At 70.9% G+C, this 17,705-nt stretch carries 20 protein-coding genes; 14 read left to right on the top strand and 6 right to left on the bottom strand.

The features are described from left to right. Positions 1-48: 48 nt before the first annotated feature. Entirely contained in the window at positions 49-582 is a 534-nt protein-coding gene (locus BMZ92_RS28750; protein ID WP_218153566.1) for an NUDIX domain-containing protein, read from the bottom strand. A 47-nt stretch (positions 583-629) separates the two neighbouring features. Here BMZ92_RS28750 and nucS point away from each other — a divergent pair, with 47 nt between their 5' ends. The 3 genes from nucS (at position 630) to BMZ92_RS28735 (ending at position 3,686) form a co-directional block, all read left to right on the top strand. Then, positions 630-1,289: an endonuclease NucS gene (gene nucS / locus BMZ92_RS28745; RefSeq protein ID WP_091513888.1), complete on the top strand. Its 660-nt coding sequence runs from the start codon at positions 630-632 to the stop codon at positions 1,287-1,289. A gap of 125 nt (positions 1,290-1,414) precedes the next feature. After that, positions 1,415-2,200, top strand: a complete 786-nt coding sequence (locus BMZ92_RS28740) for a hypothetical protein (protein ID WP_091513885.1) — start codon at positions 1,415-1,417, stop codon at positions 2,198-2,200. Between the two features lie 352 nt (positions 2,201-2,552). After that, on the top strand, positions 2,553-3,686 hold the full coding sequence (locus BMZ92_RS28735; protein WP_091513884.1) for an acyltransferase family protein: 1,134 nt from the start codon (positions 2,553-2,555) through the stop codon (positions 3,684-3,686). On the opposite strand, the gene BMZ92_RS28730 is transcribed toward BMZ92_RS28735, so the two are convergent. After that, positions 3,670-3,852 carry a hypothetical protein gene (locus tag BMZ92_RS28730; RefSeq protein ID WP_091513881.1) on the bottom strand — a complete coding sequence of 61 codons (183 nt, stop codon included), beginning with the start codon at positions 3,850-3,852 and terminating at the stop codon, positions 3,670-3,672. The two genes, BMZ92_RS28735 and BMZ92_RS28730, sit on opposite strands and share 17 nt — an antisense overlap. A gap of 218 nt (positions 3,853-4,070) precedes the next feature. On the opposite strand from BMZ92_RS28730, the gene BMZ92_RS28725 reads away from it, so the two are divergent. Genes BMZ92_RS28725 through dhaM form a run of 6 tightly spaced genes read left to right on the top strand, consistent with a single transcriptional unit; the run spans position 4,071 to position 9,442 of the window. Next, the gene (locus tag BMZ92_RS28725; RefSeq protein ID WP_091513878.1) at positions 4,071-5,771 is read left to right on the top strand and encodes a sodium:solute symporter family protein; all 1,701 of its coding nucleotides are present in this window, start codon (positions 4,071-4,073) and stop codon (positions 5,769-5,771) included. A 13-nt stretch (positions 5,772-5,784) separates the two neighbouring features. After that, on the top strand, positions 5,785-6,048 hold the full coding sequence (locus tag BMZ92_RS28720) for a hypothetical protein (protein WP_091513876.1): 264 nt from the start codon (positions 5,785-5,787) through the stop codon (positions 6,046-6,048). Positions 6,049-6,094: 46 nt separating this feature from the next. After that, positions 6,095-7,075, top strand: a complete 981-nt coding sequence (locus BMZ92_RS28715) for a DUF3558 domain-containing protein (RefSeq protein WP_245783310.1) — start codon at positions 6,095-6,097, stop codon at positions 7,073-7,075. A gap of 60 nt (positions 7,076-7,135) precedes the next feature. Next, complete coding sequence (dhaK, locus tag BMZ92_RS28710) at positions 7,136-8,137, top strand: dihydroxyacetone kinase subunit DhaK (protein ID WP_091513874.1); 1,002 nt, start codon at positions 7,136-7,138, stop codon at positions 8,135-8,137. 1 nt (position 8,138) lies between these two features. After that, the gene (gene dhaL / locus BMZ92_RS28705; RefSeq protein WP_091513871.1) at positions 8,139-8,771 is read left to right on the top strand and encodes a dihydroxyacetone kinase subunit DhaL; all 633 of its coding nucleotides are present in this window, start codon (positions 8,139-8,141) and stop codon (positions 8,769-8,771) included. Further along, positions 8,768-9,442, top strand: a complete 675-nt coding sequence (dhaM, locus tag BMZ92_RS28700) for a dihydroxyacetone kinase phosphoryl donor subunit DhaM (protein WP_091513870.1) — start codon at positions 8,768-8,770, stop codon at positions 9,440-9,442. The genes dhaL and dhaM overlap by 4 nt, the downstream gene beginning before the upstream one ends. 372 nt (positions 9,443-9,814) lie before the next feature. Here dhaM and BMZ92_RS28695 read toward each other — a convergent pair whose 3' ends face one another. After that, the gene (locus tag BMZ92_RS28695; protein WP_091513867.1) at positions 9,815-10,018 is read right to left on the bottom strand and encodes an FmdB family zinc ribbon protein; all 204 of its coding nucleotides are present in this window, start codon (positions 10,016-10,018) and stop codon (positions 9,815-9,817) included. Between the two features lie 57 nt (positions 10,019-10,075). On the opposite strand from BMZ92_RS28695, the gene BMZ92_RS28690 reads away from it, so the two are divergent. Beyond that, entirely contained in the window at positions 10,076-11,206 is a 1,131-nt protein-coding gene (locus BMZ92_RS28690; protein ID WP_091513865.1) for an alkaline phosphatase family protein, read from the top strand. A gap of 462 nt (positions 11,207-11,668) precedes the next feature. On the opposite strand, the gene BMZ92_RS28685 is transcribed toward BMZ92_RS28690, so the two are convergent. Continuing rightward, on the bottom strand, positions 11,669-12,235 hold the full coding sequence (locus BMZ92_RS28685) for a TetR/AcrR family transcriptional regulator (protein WP_245783309.1): 567 nt from the start codon (positions 12,233-12,235) through the stop codon (positions 11,669-11,671). 130 nt (positions 12,236-12,365) lie between these two features. Between BMZ92_RS28685 and BMZ92_RS28680 the strand changes: the two genes are divergently transcribed. After that, on the top strand, positions 12,366-13,787 hold the full coding sequence (locus tag BMZ92_RS28680) for an MFS transporter (protein WP_245783308.1): 1,422 nt from the start codon (positions 12,366-12,368) through the stop codon (positions 13,785-13,787). Between the two features lie 71 nt (positions 13,788-13,858). Next, complete coding sequence (locus BMZ92_RS28675; protein WP_091513857.1) at positions 13,859-14,425, top strand: TetR/AcrR family transcriptional regulator; 567 nt, start codon at positions 13,859-13,861, stop codon at positions 14,423-14,425. Here BMZ92_RS28675 and BMZ92_RS28670 read toward each other — a convergent pair. Next, positions 14,422-14,931 (bottom strand): GNAT family N-acetyltransferase, encoded by a 510-nt coding sequence (locus tag BMZ92_RS28670; RefSeq protein ID WP_091513855.1) that lies wholly within the window; start codon positions 14,929-14,931, stop codon positions 14,422-14,424. The genes BMZ92_RS28675 and BMZ92_RS28670 overlap by 4 nt on opposite strands. 21 nt (positions 14,932-14,952) lie before the next feature. Between BMZ92_RS28670 and BMZ92_RS28665 the strand changes: the two genes are divergently transcribed. Continuing rightward, a complete protein-coding gene (locus tag BMZ92_RS28665; RefSeq protein ID WP_091513852.1) occupies positions 14,953-15,696 on the top strand; it encodes an alpha/beta fold hydrolase in 744 nt (247 codons plus the stop codon). Here BMZ92_RS28665 and BMZ92_RS28660 read toward each other — a convergent pair. After that, entirely contained in the window at positions 15,693-16,493 is an 801-nt protein-coding gene (locus BMZ92_RS28660) for a phosphotransferase (RefSeq protein WP_091513850.1), read from the bottom strand. The genes BMZ92_RS28665 and BMZ92_RS28660 overlap by 4 nt on opposite strands. 109 nt (positions 16,494-16,602) lie before the next feature. Here BMZ92_RS28660 and BMZ92_RS28655 point away from each other — a divergent pair. Beyond that, on the top strand, positions 16,603-17,705 hold a 1,103-nt coding region (locus BMZ92_RS28655; protein ID WP_177228911.1), incomplete at its 3' end, for a cbb3-type cytochrome c oxidase subunit I.

Below are 17,705 nucleotides of genomic sequence, written 5' to 3'. Positions count from 1 at the left end.
CCGAACGCTAGGACCGCGGTGTTGCCTGGGCGTTGCGCTGCGGAGAAATCACCGTTCCCGCTCGCGGAGCAGCAACAGGGCGTACGCCGCGATGGACTGCGCGTCGGTGATCTCGCCGCGCTTCACGAGCTGTTCGAACTCGGCGCGAGTGAACCAGGCCGTGCGCATGTCCTGTTCCTCGTGCTCGCGTTCGTGCGGGCCTTCGGTGAGGTCGGTGGCGAGGTAGACGCGGCCGCGCTGGCTCGACATGCCGGGTGCGACGTCGAGCAGGCCGAGGTCCTCCAGCTTGCCCGCGATCAGCCCGGTCTCCTCACGCAGTTCGCGTGCGGCGAGTTCGAGGGGGTCGACCTCGGCGAGGTCGGGTGCCGTGCCCTGCGGGAACTCCCAGCGGCGCAGCCCGACGGGGTAGCGGAACTGCTCGACGAGGTGCAGCCGGTCGCCGTCGAGGGGGATGACCAGCGCGTACCGCGGCTTGTCGACGACGCCGTAGATGCCGTCGGAGCCGTCGGGGCGGCGGATGGCGTCTTCGCGCACGGTCATCCAGTTGTTGCGGTACACCTCGCGGGAGCTCAGCTGTCGAATGGGATCCACCCGAACAGTGTGCCCAAGGCGTCTTCTACCCTCCTCGGGTGCGCCTCGTCATCGCTCGTTGCCAGGTCGACTACGCCGGCCGCCTGACCGCCCACCTGCCGATGGCCACCCGGCTGCTGCTCATCAAGGCCGACGGCTCGGTTTCCATCCACTCGGACGACCGGGCCTACAAGCCGCTGAACTGGATGAGCCCGCCGTGCTGGCTCATCGAGGACGGCGACATCTGGACGGTGCAGAACAAGGCGGGCGAGAAGCTCGTGATCACGATCGAGGAGCGCCTGCACGAGCTGAAGCAGGACCTCGGCGCCGAGCCCGGTCTGGTGAAGGACGGCGTGGAGGCGCACCTGCAGGAGCTGCTGGCCGAGCACATCACCACGCTGGGGGAGGGCTACTCGCTCATCCGCCGCGAGTACCCCACGGCGATCGGCCCGGTCGACATCCTCTGCCGTGACGCCTCGGGCAGCACGGTCGCGGTGGAGATCAAGCGCCGCGGTGAGATCGACGGGGTGGAGCAGCTGACGCGGTACCTGGAACTGCTCAACCGGGACCCGCTGCTGGCGCCCGTGCAGGGCGTGTTCGCGGCGCAGCTGATCAAGCCGCAGGCGCGCACCCTCGCGGAGGACCGGGGCATCCGCTGCCTGACCCTGGACTACGACAAGCTCCGCGGCACGGAAAGCGACGAGTTCCGGCTTTTCTGACGGCAGAATTGCCGCCTTCGGGCCCGCGCGATCGATCGCGTCCGAATTGTTTCCGGTCGCTTCGGCGCTGACCTCCTCAAGATCGGTTAGGGTCATGATCGTTTGTGCGACTTGGGGAGTTGGGCATGAGCAGACCGGACGACTACGAGGCGGCGGCCACGAAGGCCGGACTGGGGAAAAGGCTCGCGGTGCACCGGCGGTACCGGCCGGTGCCGCTGGCGATGCAGGCGTGGCTCGGCGGTGCGGCGCTGGCCATCGGCATGGCCGTCGGGGTGGGCGTCGGCACGTGGTGGCCGCTGGCGGTGGCCGTCGTCGTGGCGATCGCGGCCGGGATCGCGTACGGGCGCCTGGTGCCGGTCCAGGGCCTGCAGGCCGTGCTGGTGTACGAGGAGGGCCTGCTCCTCGCTGACGAGGCCGGGCCGGGGCGCATCGTCCACTGGGACGACGTCCGCGCCACCGAGTACGTCCCGGAGAGCTACCGGGACGAGCGGCTGGGGGCCGGGCAGACCAGGACCACCCGCACCTACGAGCGGGGCACGATCTGGGTCCCGGGCGCCCCGATCGACCTGCAGCACGTGCGGCGGATGGCGCGGCTGTTCGAGGAGATCGACGACCGGATCATCCCCGCCATCCAGGTCGATCTCGAAGAGGCGCTGCGTACGGAGGGGAGCGTCCAGTTCGACGAGGGCGGTCTCGTCGTGACGCCCGCCGGGCTGGTCCACAACCCGCGGTACGGCGAGGGCGGGGAGTTCCCGTGGTCGCAGGTGCGGTCGGTGAAGGCACCGAGCCACGGCGAACTGGAGATCAAGGTGACGAACGGTCCGCCGATCAGGCTCCGGCTGATGAACGCGAGGGCGGTCGTGGAATTCATCGAGGAACTGCGCTCGGCGGCCGGCAGCGGCCAGCCCTGAGAACGGCGCGGGATCGTCACGAAGTACCACTTGCCGCCCCGCTGCCCGTTGTCGGTCATCGCCTTTCGTTCCTCCACAAGAACGCCCGGGGATTGCCGGTCTGGCCACAGCGCTGCCGAGGTGGCATTCAGGCATGAGCTTCACCGGGACGCTGAACCGGGATCGTCCTGGCCGCGATGACGAGGTATTTCGATCGCGAGTTGTTGCGGCGTTTCAAGCCCCTTCCCCCTCAACCGGCGATTACGCCAAACGGCCTACCCCCCACCGCCATTCGACCAAAACCGATAACAGGACAATTCGGATCTGCGGAAAAACCTCGTAACACCGCGCGCCCGGGGATCGATCAGCAGGCATGACGATCTCCTGGGGGTTGTCGTCGTCGGTGGCTCGCCCGACGCGGCGGGCCGGGCATTCCCTTGCGCTGGACGGACTTCGCGGGCTCGCGGTGCTGGCGGTGGTGGCGTTCCACACCGGGGTGCTGCCGTTCGGCTGGCTCGGGGTTCCGGTGTTCTTCGTGCTGAGCGGGCATTTCATCACGCGCATCCTGCTGGAGCGCCGCACCGGGAACAGAAGCACCGACCTCGGGAATTTCCTGCGCAATCGCGCGCTGCGGTTGGCCCCTTTGTACCTGCTGGCGTGTGTGGCGCTGACGGTGCTCGCGGTGGTGAAGCACGGGCCGAAGAACCTGGCGGGGGACCTGCCGTTCCTGTGGACCTGGACCTACGACTTCCGCCCGGTCACGGCCGGGTATGTCGACAACAACCTCTACGACCACTTGTGGTCGCTGGGGGTGGAGGTGCAGCTGTACCTGGTGTGGGCGGCGCTGGCGTTGCTGCTGCCGCGGCGCTGGTTCACCCGCGTGCTCGTCGCGCTCGCCGTGGGTGGGCCGGTGGTGCGGGTGCTGGTGTGGCTGGCGATGGTCGGGTTCGGCCCGGATCAGCGGGTGATCGCCACCTACGAGCTGCCCACGACCTACCTGGACGCGTTCGCGATCGGGGCGTTGACCGCGTTGCCCGAGGTGCGGGCGCGCCTGCCGCGCCCGGCCCGGGTCGTGTGGGTGGTCGCCGGGCTCACGGCCGTCATCTGCGTGGTGGAGCTGGTCGGGGTGTTGCGCCGCGAGGGTCCGATCACGGGCAACCTGCATTTCCCGATCGCGTTCCCGCGGCAGCTGGCCTGGATCTGGGGGTATTCGCTGATCGCCGCGCTCACCGGCGCGATCGTGCTCGTCGCGCTGGGCGGGTCGCGGCCGTTGTCGTGGCGGCCGCTGGCGTGGGTCGGGCTGATCTCCTACGGCGTCTACGTCGGACACCGCCCCGTGCTCGAACTGGGCAAGCGCCTGCTGCCGGGGGAGCCCAGCATGGTGCTCCTGGCCGGGCTGGCCGTGGCCGTCGTCCTCGTCAGCCTGGGACTCGCCGCGGTCAGCTACCGCTGGTTCGAGCGCCCCTTCATGAGCCGCAAGCGCAACGCCCTCAGCACCACTGCGTAGGGATTTCCGGCCCGGGGTCGAAACGCGGCCGGGTGGGCAGCCACGGCTGCTCCGTCTCCTGCGTCTCCACGAGGTCCTCCCGACGCGGCCGGGGCGGTAGCTCTCCGAAGCGCGCGTAACGGAGAAACGCCAGCTCTTCCTCGGTGAACTTCTCGGCGCCGTCCACGGGACACCTCCTTGCCGGAAGGCCCCTGATCGTACTCGCGCGGCGCTCTCGAGTTGCCGATCCTCACTCGACGCGGTTGGCTGCTCACAGCGTCGGTCTCAACATGGTCAACGCGCACCGGCGAAGTTCACATGTCGGAAGCCCAGGTAGTAATGTGCGCTCGTCAGCTTGATCCTGGTGTTTCTTGTTGAATGGTGTTGACTCGTGGAGGTGCACCGGTGCATGTCCTAGCCGCAGCGAACCTGCGACTTGATGCGAGCGCGATCGACTACGTGTTGCTCGCGTTCTACTTCGTGCTGGTGCTCGGCATCGGCTACCTGGCCCGGAGGCAGGTTTCGACCAGCCTCGACTTCTTCCTCTCCGGGCGTTCCCTGCCGGCCTGGGTCACCGGTCTCGCCTTCATCTCCGCGAACCTCGGCGCCATCGAGGTCATGGGCATGTCGGCGAACGGCGCCCAGTACGGTCTGCCGACCGCGCACTACTTCTGGATCGGCGCCATCCCGGCGATGCTGTTCCTCGGCGTCGTGATGATGCCCTTCTACTACGGCTCCAAGGTCCGCAGCGTCCCGGAGTTCATGCTCCGCCGCTTCGGTCCGGCCGCGCACTGGGTCAACGGCGCGAGCTTCGCGCTGGCCCAGATCCTCATCGCGGGTGCGAACCTGTACCTGCTGGCGAGCGTCGTGAACCTGCTGCTCGGCTGGAGCATCTGGGTCTCGATCATCGTCGCCGCGCTGATCGTGCTGGTCTACACCGCGCTGGGTGGTCTCTCGGCCGCCATCTACAACGAGGTGCTGCAGTTCTTCGTCATCCTCGCCGCCCTGATCCCGCTCACGATCGTCGGCCTGTACAAGGTCGGCGGCTGGAGCGGCCTGATGGACAAGGTCGGCGCGGGCCCCGGCGGCACGCCGCAGCTGCACTCCTGGCCCGGTAACCAGCTGACCGGTTTCGGCAGCAACTTCCTGTCGGTGCTCGGCCTGGTGTTCGGTCTCGGCTTCGTGCTCTCGTTCGGTTACTGGACCACGAACTTCGTCGAGGTCCAGCGCGCGATGGCGTCGAAGAGCATGTCGGCCGCGCGCCGCACACCGATCATCGGCGCGTTCCCGAAGATGTTCATCCCGTTCATCGTGATCATCCCCGGCATGATCGCCGCGGTCACCGTCACCGAGCTCATGGGCGACAACAAGCAGGCCCTGCTCGACGGCAAGGCCGCGCCCAGCGGCGCGAAGTTCAACGACGCGCTGCTCCTGCTCATGCGGGACGTGCTGCCGAACGGCATCCTCGGTGTCGCGATCGCCGGTCTGCTGGCCTCGTTCATGGCCGGGATGGCGGCGAACCTCAGCTCGTTCAACACGGTGTTCACCTACGACATCTTCCAGACCTACATCAAGAAGAACCGGCCCGACGCGTACTACCTCACGACGGGCCGCGTCGTCACCGTGATCGCCACGCTCCTGGCGATCGGCACCGCCGCCATCGCTTCGACCTACTCGAACCTGATGGACTACCTGCAGACGCTGTTCTCCTTCTTCAACGCGCCGCTGTTCGCCACGTTCATCCTCGGGATGTTCTGGAAGCGCATGACGAAGGCCGCGGGCTGGTCCGGTCTGGTGTTCGGCACGCTCGCCGCGATCGTGATCTTCGTGCTGAGCGAGATGGGTGTGCTCGACCTGCCCGGCCAGGGCACGAGCTTCGTCGCGGCGATCGCGGCCTTCGTGGTCGACATCGTCGTCAGCGTCGGGGTCACCATGGTCACCAAGCCCAAGCCCGAGGAGGAGCTGGTCGGCCTGGTGTACTCGCTGACGCCGCGCGACACGCTCAAGCACGAGACCACGGGCGAGGACGCGGGCTGGTACCGCAAGCCGGTGCTGCTGGCCGGTATCGCCGCCGTCATCACCATCGTGCTGAACATCGCGTTCTAGGAGGACGACAGCCATGGCAACCCCCACTCCGAACCGGACGCGCCGGGCGGGCGCGTTCGACATCCGGCTGGTCATCGCCCTGCTGACCGGCGTGTACGGCATCGTGCTGACGATCATGGGCATCGGGTTCACCGACGACGCGGACATCGCGAAGTCCGGTGGCATCAACATCAACCTGTGGGGCGGCATCGGCATGCTGGTCTTCACGGCGCTGTTCGTGCTGTGGGCGCTGGTGCGGCCGCTGCGCGTGCCCGAGGAGCCGCCCGCGGGCGAATGACGCGGTTCGGTGCGACCCGGCGGGGCCGGGCGGTTACGGTGCAGGCGTGCGTCTGCCTGCCCGTTCCGCCCGGCCCCGTCTTTTCGTCCCCGTCCTGCTGGGGGCGCTGCTGACCACCGCGTGCGGAGGTCCGGACCTGAGCAAGCAGAACTTCCCGCGCACCACCGTCACCGCCTCGGCCGCGCCCGACAGCCCGGTCGCCGACCCCGCCGTATCGCTCGCGGCGCTGCGCACCGTCGACCCATGTGCGCTGCTCGACAGCTCCACCCTCGCCGACGTCGGCACTCCGCGCGGCGACGCGCCGGACTCCTCCTCGCTCGGGGAGTGCGCCGTCGAGCTGACCGACGTCGGGGGCAAGAACGTCAGGCTGAACCTGAAGCTGGACGACATCACCATCAACCCCGGGGCGGCGACCGGGACCGTCGAGGGGCTGCCGCTGCTGGTCCGCGGTCCGGACGGCAAGTCGTGTTCCGTCACGGCCGTGACCTCGCGCAGCCCCGGCTACGGCGTCAACCTCGACGTCTCCTACCAGGGTGGCGACCCGTGCGGCGCGGGGCAGCTCGCCCTGCGGAACGTGGTGCGGCGCCTGCACAGCTCCCCGGCGAAGCTGTCGAAACCCGCCGGTTCGCTGATCGACGTCGACTTCTGCACGATCCTCGACGAAACGACCATCACGAACGTCCTCGGCCGCGGGTCCGATCCCACGCCCTACGGCATGCACGGCTGTTCCTGGAACGGCGGCGCGGCGACCGGCTACCTCGACTACGACGAGAAGCGCGTGCCGACCGTGGGCGAGGGCGAGACCCAGGTGGACCTCGGCGGCGGGCTCACCGGCGTCCAGGAACTCCGCAGCGGTTCGGGCAAGACCTGCTCGATCGACTGGCTGCACCGCCCCACCGCCGACGGCGAGGGCGAGGTCGTGTCCTTCGAGTACAACAACTTCCACGACGACGCCGCGAACGACGACGCCTGCGGCAAGGCGCTCACCGTCGTGAAGGCCCTGCTGGCGAAACTCCCGCGCGCGTAGCGCCGGAGCCCTCCGGGAGGTAGACAGGGGGCGGGAGATCGAGAGCCAACGGAGGCGGGCATGAAAAAGATCATCAACGATCCGGCGGACGTGGTCACCGAATCCCTGCGCGGGTTCGCCGCGGCGCACGCGGACCTCGTGCGCGTGCAGTACGAACCGGACGTGGTGGTCCGAGCCGACGCCCCCGTGGCGGGCAAGGTCGCGATCATCTCGGGCGGTGGCTCCGGGCACGAGCCGCTGCACGCCGGGTTCGTCGGGCCGGGGATGCTCGACGCCGCCGTGCCGGGTGCGGTGTTCACCTCGCCGACGCCGGACGCCGTGCAGGCCGCCGTCACCGCGACCACCGGCGAGGCCGGCGCCCTGCTGATCGTCAAGAACTACACCGGCGACGTGCTCAACTTCGAGACCGCCGGCGAGCTGGCCGCCGCCGAGGGGCTGGACGTGCGCAGCGTCGTGATCGACGACGACGTGGCCGTGGCGGATTCGACGTTCACCGCGGGGCGGCGCGGCGTCGGTGGCACGGTGCTGCTGGAGAAGATCACGGGTGCCGCGGCCGCGAGAGGGGACTCGCTGGACGCCGTGGAAGCGTTGGCGCGCAAGGTGATCGGGCAGGTTCGCTCGATCGGCGTCGCGCTCACCGCACCCACCGTCCCGCACGCGGGAGAGCCGAGCTTCGAGCTGGCCGACGACGAGATCGAGTTCGGCATCGGCATCCACGGCGAGCCCGGCCGCGAACGGATCAAGCTCGAACCGGCCGACGCGCTGGTGGCCAGGATGGTCGACGCCGTCGTGGAGGACCTGCCGTTCACCAGTGGGGACCGGGTGCTGCTGTTCACGAACTCGATGGGCGGGACGCCGCAGCTGGAGCTGTACCTCGCGCACGGCATCGCGGAACGGCTGCTGGCCGAGCGCGGGATCACCGTGGCGCGGCGGCTCGTCGGCCCGTACATCACGAGCCTGGAGATGCAGGGCATCAGCCTGACACTGCTCAAACTGGACGATGAACTGGCGGAGCTGTGGGATGCTCCCGTCGAAACCGCCGCACTGCGTTGGAGGGCCTGACATGAGTTGCACCGCGAACGGGGTCGCGGATGCGCTGCGCGCCGCCGCGAGCGCCATCGCCGAGCACCGCGTGGAACTGATCGAACTCGACAGGGCCATCGGCGACGCCGACCATGGCGAGAACCTCAACCGCGGTTTGGCGGCCATCGTGTCCGCACTGGACCCGGCGGTGCCGGACACCCCGGGCGCGGTGCTCAAACTCGCCGCGACCACGCTGATTTCGAAGGTGGGCGGTGCCGCCGGGCCGTTGTACGGAACCGCATTCCTGCGGGCCGCGACCAAGGTCGGCGCGGTGTCCGAACTGGACGCCGCAGCGGTCGCGGAAGCGCTGCGTGCCGCTGTGGAAGGCGTGCAGGCGCGAGGAAAGGCCGTCGAGGGCGACAAGACGATGGTGGACGCGCTGCTGCCCGCCGCCGCTGCCGCCGAGGAGGCCGCCGGCGTGGAAGGGGCCGACGTCGCGGCCGTGCTCACCGCGGCCGCGGACGCGGCGGCCAAGGGTGCGGAGTCCACTGTGGACCTGGTGGCGCGCAAGGGGCGCGCGTCGTACCTGGGGGAGCGCAGCGCGGGTCACCTGGACCCGGGCGCGCGCTCCTCGGCGTTGCTGCTCCGCGCGCTCGCGGAGGCGGCCCGGTGAGCCGCGTCGGACTGGTGCTGGTGTCCCACAGCGCGAAGCTCGCGGAAGGGCTGGCCGAGGTCGCCGGGCAGATGGCGCCCGACGTGTCGATCGAACCCGCCGGCGGCCTCGAGGGCGGTGGCATCGGCACGGACTACGACAAGGTGGTCGCGGCGGTGCAGCGCGCCGACGGCGGTGCCGGGGTCGTGCTGCTCTACGACCTGGGCAGCGCGCAGATGACCGCCGAGCTGGCGGTCGAGTCGCTGGCCGACCCGGAGGCCGCCGTGGTCGTCGACGCACCCTTCGTCGAGGGCACCGTCGCCGCCGCGGTCGCGGCGCAGGGCGGGGCGAGCCGGGCGGACGTGCTGTCCGCCGCGGCGGCCGCCGGCGCGCCGGACGCCCCGCAGGCGACGGCTGGTGCCGGCGCCGACCGCGTGGAACTGGTGCTGCACAACGAGGTCGGCCTGCACGCGCGGCCCGCGGCCGTGCTGGCGCGCAGCCTGGCGGGCATCGAGGCGGACGTCAGCGTCGTGCTCGGCGAGCAGGAAGCCGACGCGCACAGCGTGCTGGCGCTGATGTCGCTCGGCGCGCGCAAGGGCGACCGGATCGAGGTGCGGGCGCGGGGCGCACAGGCGGCCGAGGCGCTGCGGACCGTGCGGGACCTGGTGGAGCACAACTTCGGCGAGGAGTGACGCCGTTCAGTTGGCGCAGCCGCGGCGGGCGCTGGTGGCCGGTGCTCCGGCGGCGCCGGTCAGCGCCGTGGCGGAGTTCGGCTGTGTCGGCGTGCCTTTGCGGGCAGGGCGGCGAGGAGTGACCCCCGTTCAGTTGGCGCAGCCGCGGCGGGCGCTGGTGGCCAGGCTCCGGCGGCGCCGGTCAGCGCCGTGGCGGAGTTCGGCTGTGTCGGCGTGCCTTTGCGGGCAGGGCGGCAAGGAGTGACCCCCGTTCAGTTGGCGCAGCCGCGGCAGGCGCTGGTGGCCAGGCTCCGGCGGCGCCGGTCAGCGCCACGGTGGAGTTCGGCTGTGTCGGCGTGCCTTTGCGGGCAGGGCGGCGAGGAGTGACCCCGTTCAGTTGGCGCAGCCGCAGGCTCCGCCGCAGCAGCCGCCGGTGGCCGGTGCTCCGGCGGCACCCGTCAGCGCCACGGTGGTGAGCAGTTTGACCGTGTCGGCGTGCCCTTCCGGGCAGGTCGCGGGCGCCGCGGATTCGCTCATCGGGCGGTTGACCTCGAAGGTCTCCGTGCACTCGCGGCAGCGGTAGGCGTAGGTCGGCATGGCCCCATTATCAGCTGGACATGCGGAGGTGGGGTAGTCCCTGCCAAGCTGGGCCGCGTGGATCTGCCGACGGCGGGAAGCACCCCGCACCTGGCCGAGGTCGTGCCCTCCGCGCTCGCGGTGCTCGGGGTTCCCGGGTTCGAGAACTCCCTCGGCCTGCCGCCGTGCTCCGCCGCCTGCGTGCTGCTCGTCGACGGGCTGGGCTGGGAGCTGCTGGAGACCCACGCGGCCGATGCCCCCGTGCTGGCGTCGCTGCCCCGGCGCCCGCTGACGGTCGGCTTCCCGTCGACGACGGCGGGCGGGCTGGCGGCCATCGGCACCGGCGTGCAGTCGGGCGAGCACGGGCTGACCGGCTACACCTTCGAGGTGCCCGGCGTCGCGGTGCTGAACGCGTTGCGCTGGCGGGAGCACCCCGGTGGTCCGGACCTGCGGGAGCGGCTGCGCCCGGAAGAGGTCCAGCCGCTGCCGACGACGTTCATGCGTTCGGCGGCGGCGGGAGTGCACGCGTGCGTGGTGTCGGACGCGCAGTTCGCGAAGTCCTCGTTGACGGCGGCGGTGCAGCGGGGCGGGGAGTACGTGGGCGTGCACGCGCTCGGCGATCTCGCGGCGTCGGTGCAGCGGGCGCTGGCGGCGCCCGGGTTCTGCTACGCCTACCACAGCCAGCTCGACCAGCTCGGTCATCTGTACGGTCCGGGGACGCCGGCGTGGCGCATGCAGCTGCGGCAGGTGGACCGGCTGGTGGAGTCCATTGTGGATGATCTGCCGCCGGGGGCGCTGCTGGCGGTGGTGGCCGACCACGGGATGGTGGCGGTGGACGCCACGGCGCTCGACCTCGACGCGACCCCGGGCTTGATGGACGGCGTACGCGTGGTGGCGGGCGAGGTGCGGGCGCGGCACGTGTACGCGCGGCCGGGCGCCCTGTCCGACGTGCTCGCCACGTGGGGCGCGGAGCTGGGCGAACACGCGTGGGTGGCAACCCGCGAGGAGGCGATCGAGGCGGGCTGGTTCGGCCCGCGCGTGAGCGACCGCGTGCGCCCGAGGATCGGCGACGTCGTCGTGGCGGCGCGGGACCGCTTCGGCCTGCTACGCCGCCGCGCCGAGCCGATCGAGTCCGCGCTGATCGGGCAGCACGGGTCACTCACGCCGGCGGAGCAGCTGGTGCCGCTGGTGGTGGCACACCGGGAGTAGCGGTCACCGGAGCGGGGCCGGAGGTGGGTTTGGCGTCGCGGCCCGCGCGGCCACGCGCCCCGGCGGCCGCGCCCCGTCGCGACGATCCACCGCCCCGCCGAGGCGGCTCCGCTGTCGCTCCCGCCCCCAGAGAGGGTGGCGAGTCGCCACCGGCCGCCACGAGCAGCCACCGCTGTCCTGCCGCCTGGCAGCCACCGCAGCCCCGCAGCCGCTGCCCGGCTGCACCGTCCGCGTCCGCACCGCAGCGACCGCCGTTCCGGCCAGCGCCCCGCAGCCACCGTCGTCCCGGCCGCCTCCCGGCCGGGTCACCAGCCACTGCCCCGCGGCCGCTCGCCACCCTGCGGCCGCCGCCTGGCAGCCACCGCAGTCACCGCAGTCACCGCCCGGCAGCCACCGCCGTTCCGGCCCGCACCCCGCAACCACCGCCCGGCAGCCACCGCCCCCCCGGGCGCGCGCCCGGGATCAGCTCCCCCGCAGGCCGTCGAGCATCACCTGGAGCAGGCGGTCCGCCGTCTCCGGCGTCTTCTCCGACGCGACACCGATCCCGTGCGCCATGAGCAGCACGTCCCTCGGCTCGATGTCCCACCGGACGGCACCGGCCTGCTGCGCGGCCCACACCAGCATCTCGGCCGCGGCGTTGAGCTCGACCTTGCACGCGGCGAACACCTCGGAATCCCGGTCCATCGCCGCCTTGAGCGCGCCCGCCAGCGCCCGCTTGCGGACGCCGAAGTCCACGTGCACGCGCAGCCACCTGGCCAGCGCCTCACCCGGCTCGTAGCGCTCCGCCAGCTCGTGCGCCTGCCTTGCCAGGTTCTCGATGTCCGCCCGGTACACCGCCGCGATCAGCGCCTCGCGGTTGGGGAAGTGCCGGTAGAGCGTCCCGGGACCCACACCGGCGCGGCGGGCGATGTCGTCCAGCGGCGCTTCGGGGCCCAGCTCGGCGAAGACCTGGCGCGCGACCTCGACGAGCCGCTCGTAGTTGCGCCGGGCGTCGGCACGCATCGGCCGTGGTGTCGTCGGTGATGCCACGGGCCCTCCTTCGAAAAAAGCGGACGCGATCTCCGAATCCGGTTGCGAAACCGGAGACAACCTCCATATGATAGCTCCTGAGAAGCGGAGAGTTCGTCCGCTTGTTTTCGCGCATCCGATGGAGCACTTCTTGACTGAAAGAACGCTGTCCGCGACCGCTCCGGCGCTCGCCCGGGAGGTCCGGGCGCACCGGCCCGGCATCGTCCTGGCCACCCTGCTCACCTGTCAGCTGATGATCGTCCTCGACGCCACGGTGATGAACGTGGCGCTGCCGCGCATCCAGTCCGACCTGCACTTCAGCGCCACCGGCCTGTCGTGGGTGATCAACGCGTACACCCTCGTCTTCGGCGGCCTGCTGCTGCTCGGCGGCCGCGCCGGGGACCTGTTCGGCCGCCGCCGGGTCTTCCTCGGCGGGCTGACCCTGTTCACACTCGCCTCGCTCGCCGGCGGGTTCGCCGACTCCGCGACGTGGCTGCTCGTCGCCCGCGTCGTGCAGGGGCTCGGCGCCGCGGCCGCGGGGCCCAGCACGCTCGCGCTGCTGACCACCACGTTCACCGAGCCGAAGGCCCGGCTGCGGGCGCTGGCCCTGTTCTCCGGCATGGCCAGTGCCGGGTTCGCGGTCGGCCTCATCCTCGGCGGCCTGCTCACCGAATGGCTGTCGTGGCGCGCGGTGCTGTTCATCAACGTCCCGTTCGGCGTCGCCGCCGTGGCGCTCGCCGCCCGCTACCTGCGGGAACCGGAGCGGCACCCGGCGAAGCTCGACCTGCCCGGCGCGATCACCGCGACCGGCGGCGTGGCCGCGCTCGTCTACGGCTTCATCCGCGCCGCCACGGACGGCTGGGGCGATTCGACGACGTTGCTCGCCCTCGGTGTCGGTGTCGTCCTGCTCGCGGCCTTCTTCGCGATCGAGGTCCGCACCGCCCAGCCGCTGCTGCCGCTGCGCCTGTTCGCCGACCGCAACCGCGCGGCGGCGTACGCGAACTTCTTCCTCGGGCCGATGGCCGGCATGTCGATGTTCTTCTTCCTCGCGCAGTACCTGCAGGAGGTGCACGGCTACGGCGCGCTCGCGACCGGGTTCGCGTTCCTGCCGATGGCGCTGCTGGTGTTCGGCACGAGCAGGCTCATCCCGCGGCTGCTGCCCAGGTTCGGCCCGAAGCCGGTCGCGCTCGTCGGCACCACGCTGATGGCGTCCGGGCTCGCGCTGCTGACCCAGCTCACGACGACCACCGGGTACTTCCCGCTGCTGTTCCTGCCGATGCTGCTGATGGGCCTCGGCATGGGGCTGGCCTTCTCGCCGCTCAACGTGATCATCATGGGCACGGTGCCCCCGCGGGACGCGGGTGCGGCGGGCGGCGTGCTGCAGACCATGCAGCAGATCGGCGCCACGGTCGGCCTGGCGATCCTCGTCACGATCTTCGGCACCACGACGCGGCACGCGACCGGTTCGGCGCACGAGGTCCTGGTCACCGGCATGACGCACGCGTTCGTCGCCTCCGCGGTGATCGCCGCGCTGAGCTTCGTCGTCGCGCTGACCTTCAAGCGCAGATCATGATCTCTCCTAATCGGAAGTTGAACTCCGGTTCCTATTTGAACCGTAGCGGAAGCGGAACTACGATTCAAGTTATGTCCGCCCCCGACCGCGCCCTCCGTGCCGATGCCCGACGCAGCCGTGACGCGATCGTCGCGGCCGCCAGTGAGCTGTTCGCGCAGCGCGGCAGCGAAGTCCAGATGGACGAGATCGCCGAGCGCGCCGGAGTGGGCATGGGCACGCTGTACCGCCACTTCGCCACCAAGCAGGCCCTGCTCGCCGCCATCGTCGGACTGCGGTTCGCGGCGATGACCGAGCAGGCCCGCGCCGCCGAAGAGGTCGACGACCCCCGTGCGTCGTTCCGGGAGCTGCTGCTCGGCTACCTGGAGGCGGCGGCACGGGACGCCGCGTTCCGGTACGCCATCCTCGGCCCCGAGAAGAAGGAGTGGGCGGGGATCGCCGACCAGAAGGCGCGGTTCGCCGACATCGCACGGCGGATCATCCGGCGCGCCGTCGACGCCGGCCACGTCCGCAGCGACCTGACCTTCACCGACTTCGTCCTCATCACCCGCGGAGCCATGGCCAACATGAACCCGGACGACGATGACTGGCGCCGCCACCTGACGCTCGTGTTCGAAGGCATCGGCGCGGGGGAGCGCTAGTCCCGGCGCAGGTGGCGCGTGAGGGCTCCCTCGTACAGCGTCTCCAAGTACGTGCGGAAGCCCAGCCGTTTGGCGACGTTCATCGACGGCTGGTTCACCACGTTGACGCTGATCTGCACCGGGTACCGCGGCAGCGTCCGGTCGGCCCAGCCGATCACCGCCGCGGCCATCTCCGTCGCGTAGCCGTGGCCCCACGCCTCAGGCAGGAACCGGTAGTACACATTCAAAATCTTCTCGTCGCCGAACGTCCGCAGCTGCAGCCCGCCGACGCCGAGCACCTCTCCCGTCGCCAGTGTACGCACGGGCAGGTAGCCGAAGCCGTGCACCGCCCAGTCCTCCAGCCACGAGTCGAACTTCGCGTCGCTCTCCGCGGCGTCCGGCGGCTCGGGGTGGTACCGGTTCGTGCGCGGGTCGGTCTGGATCCGCACCACGACCACGCGGTCGGCCTCCGTGAGCGGGCGCAGCAGCAGCCGCTCGGTGCGGATCTCGGGGAACTCGACGGCCACGGCAGTACACAATAGGGACCCATGTCGGAACTCCCGCTCGTCCTGCTGCACGCCTTCCCCGTCGACGCCCGGATGTGGCAACCGGTGCGGGCACCCCTGTCCGCCGCGGGCCGGTTGATCACCCCCGACCAGCGGGGCCTCGGCCGCACCGCGCTGCCCGAGACCGACCGCGCGCCCAGCCTCGAGGACGCCGCACGGGACGTCGTGGCGCTGCTGGACAAGCTCGAACTCGACCGCGTGGTGCTCGGGGGCTGCTCGATGGGCGGCTACGTGACCATGGCCGTGCTGCGCCTGGCCCCGGAACGGGTGGGCGGCTTGGTGCTGATCGACACCAAGGCGGCCGCCGACACGCCCGAAGCGGCGGAGAACCGCGAGCGCGTCGCCGCGCGGGCCGAGGCCGAGGGCATCTCGTGGCTCGCCGAGTCGATGCTGCCGAACCTCCTGGCCGAGCGCACCCGCACCGAGCGGCCCGACGTCGTGGAGACCGTGCGCGACCTGATCGGCTCGCAACCCCCGGCCGGGGTGGCGTGGGCGGCGCGGGCGATGGCGGCCCGCCCGGACTCCTTCGACGTGCTCGCTTCGGCCGACGTCCCGGCCCTCGTCGTCGTGGGCGAGGAAGACGGCCTGACCCCGCCGGACGCGGCCCGCGCGATGGCGGACGCCCTGCCGAAGGGGGAGCTGGTGGTCCTGCCGGGTGCCGGTCACCTCACCCCGCTGGAGGTTCCGGACGCGCTGGCCGAGGCGATCGTGGGCTGGTGGCGCTAGGCGAAATACCGGTCGGCGGCGGCTCGCGCCTCGGGTAGCCGTTCCGGGAACCGGCGGGCGATGACGAACCGCCAGCACACCGCGTACAGCTCACGCAGCCGCAGGTACGCGGACAGCCCTTCGACTTCGCCGGGATAGGCGGCCACGGCGCCGGGGCCGTCCGAACGGGCGAGGCAGGCGAGGTCCCACGTCACCGGCCCGCGCCAGGTGTCCTCGAAGTCCAGCCACTTCGGACCGTCCGGGGTGCGCACGAGGTTCCCGGTGTGGGCGTCGCCGTGGAGCGGTTGCGCGGGCAGGTCCGGCAGGGCGGCGAGGCTGCGCGCCACCTCGTCGGGCAGCCGGGGGTCGTCCGAGGACGCCAGCATCGCCGGAAGATCCGTCGCCGGGCCCGAATCGCTGTAGTCGCCCGGAAAGTCCGCCAGTGCGGCGTGCACCTCCGCGAGCAGAACGGCCGCTTCGCCCGGTTCGAACACCGCCCCGGGCTCGTGACGTGTGAAACGCCACAGCGTCACCGGAAGCCCCAGCTCGACGTGTGGTCCGGGGTCTTCGAAGGGCGGGATGACCGGTGCGTCCCGCTCCGCGAGGAACGCCGACAACGCGACGTCCCGCGCCATCCTGGCGGTCGGATCGGGCCACGCGAGGAGGGTCGTCGCGGGCACCCTCGCGACCACCGGACCCAGCCTGACCAGCACGTTCGACCGGGACGCGAGCACCTCGGGCTCGCCGGCGGGTAGCCCGAGCCGCCGGCCGACGGCGACCGCCGCGGCAACGGCCGAGGTCAGCCACGGGTCTTCCATCGCGTGATCTTCCCAGCCGGTGCGCAGGCTCGTCGGACCCGGGGGATACGATCCGATCGGCTGCCCCGGCGGCCGCAGACAGACATCGAGGCAAGTCTTGGAGGCAGGAGTGACAGCCGTAGCCCCGCAGCCGATCGCTACGCGGCCGTACCCGGCGCGTGAGGCGGCCAAGGGTTCGTTCCTGCTGCGGTTGTTCCGCACGACGGACCACAAGCAGATCGGCGTGATGTACCTGGTCACGTCGTTCGCCTTCTTCATGATCGGTGGCGCGATGGCGATGCTCATCCGCACCGAGCTGGCGCGTCCGGGGCAGCAGTTCCTCTCGAACGAGCAGTACAACCAGCTGTTCACGATGCACGGCACGATCATGCTGCTGATGTACGCGACCCCGATCCTGTTCGGGTTCGCGAACTTCGTGATGCCGCTGCAGATCGGTTCGCCGGACGTCGCGTTCCCGCGGCTCAACGCGTTCTCGTACTGGCTGTACCTGTTCGGCAGCACGATCGCGGTGTCGGGCTTCCTGACGCCGGGCGGCGCGGCCGACTTCGGCTGGTTCGCCTACACGCCGCTGTCCGACGCGATCCACTCGCCCGGTGTCGGCGCCGACATGTGGATCGCGGGCCTCGCGGTCTCCGGTCTGGGCACCATCCTCGGTGCGGTCAACATGGTCACCACGATCGTCTGCCTGCGCGCGCCCGGCATGACGATGTACCGGATGCCGATCTTCACCTGGAACATCCTGGTCACGTCGCTGCTGGTGCTGATCGCGTTCCCGATCCTGACCGCCGCGCTGATGGGCCTGCTGGCCGACCGGCACATCGGGGCCCACGTGTTCGACCCCGCCAACGGCGGCGTGATCCTGTGGCAGCACCTGTTCTGGTTCTTCGGCCACCCCGAGGTGTACATCGTCGCGCTGCCGTTCTTCGGCATCGTGTCGGAGATCTTCCCGGTCTTCTCCCGCAAGCCGATCTTCGGTTACAAGGGCCTGGTCTGGGCGACGCTGGGCATCGCGGCGCTGTCGGTCGCGGTGTGGGCGCACCACATGTACGCCACCGGCGCGGTGCTGCTGCCCTTCTTCTCCTTCATGACCTTCCTGATCGCGGTGCCGACCGGTGTGAAGTTCTTCAACTGGATCGGCACGATGTGGAAGGGGCACCTGACCTTCGAGACGCCGATGATCTTCTCGATCGGCTTCCTGGTCACGTTCCTCTT

Origin of the sequence: Amycolatopsis sacchari, assembly GCF_900114035.1 — a bacterium.
Classification (GTDB): domain Bacteria; phylum Actinomycetota; class Actinomycetes; order Mycobacteriales; family Pseudonocardiaceae; genus Amycolatopsis_E; species Amycolatopsis_E sacchari.
The sequence above is the reverse complement of the archived record's forward strand: the minus strand, read 5'-3'. Positions and strand labels throughout refer to the sequence as shown.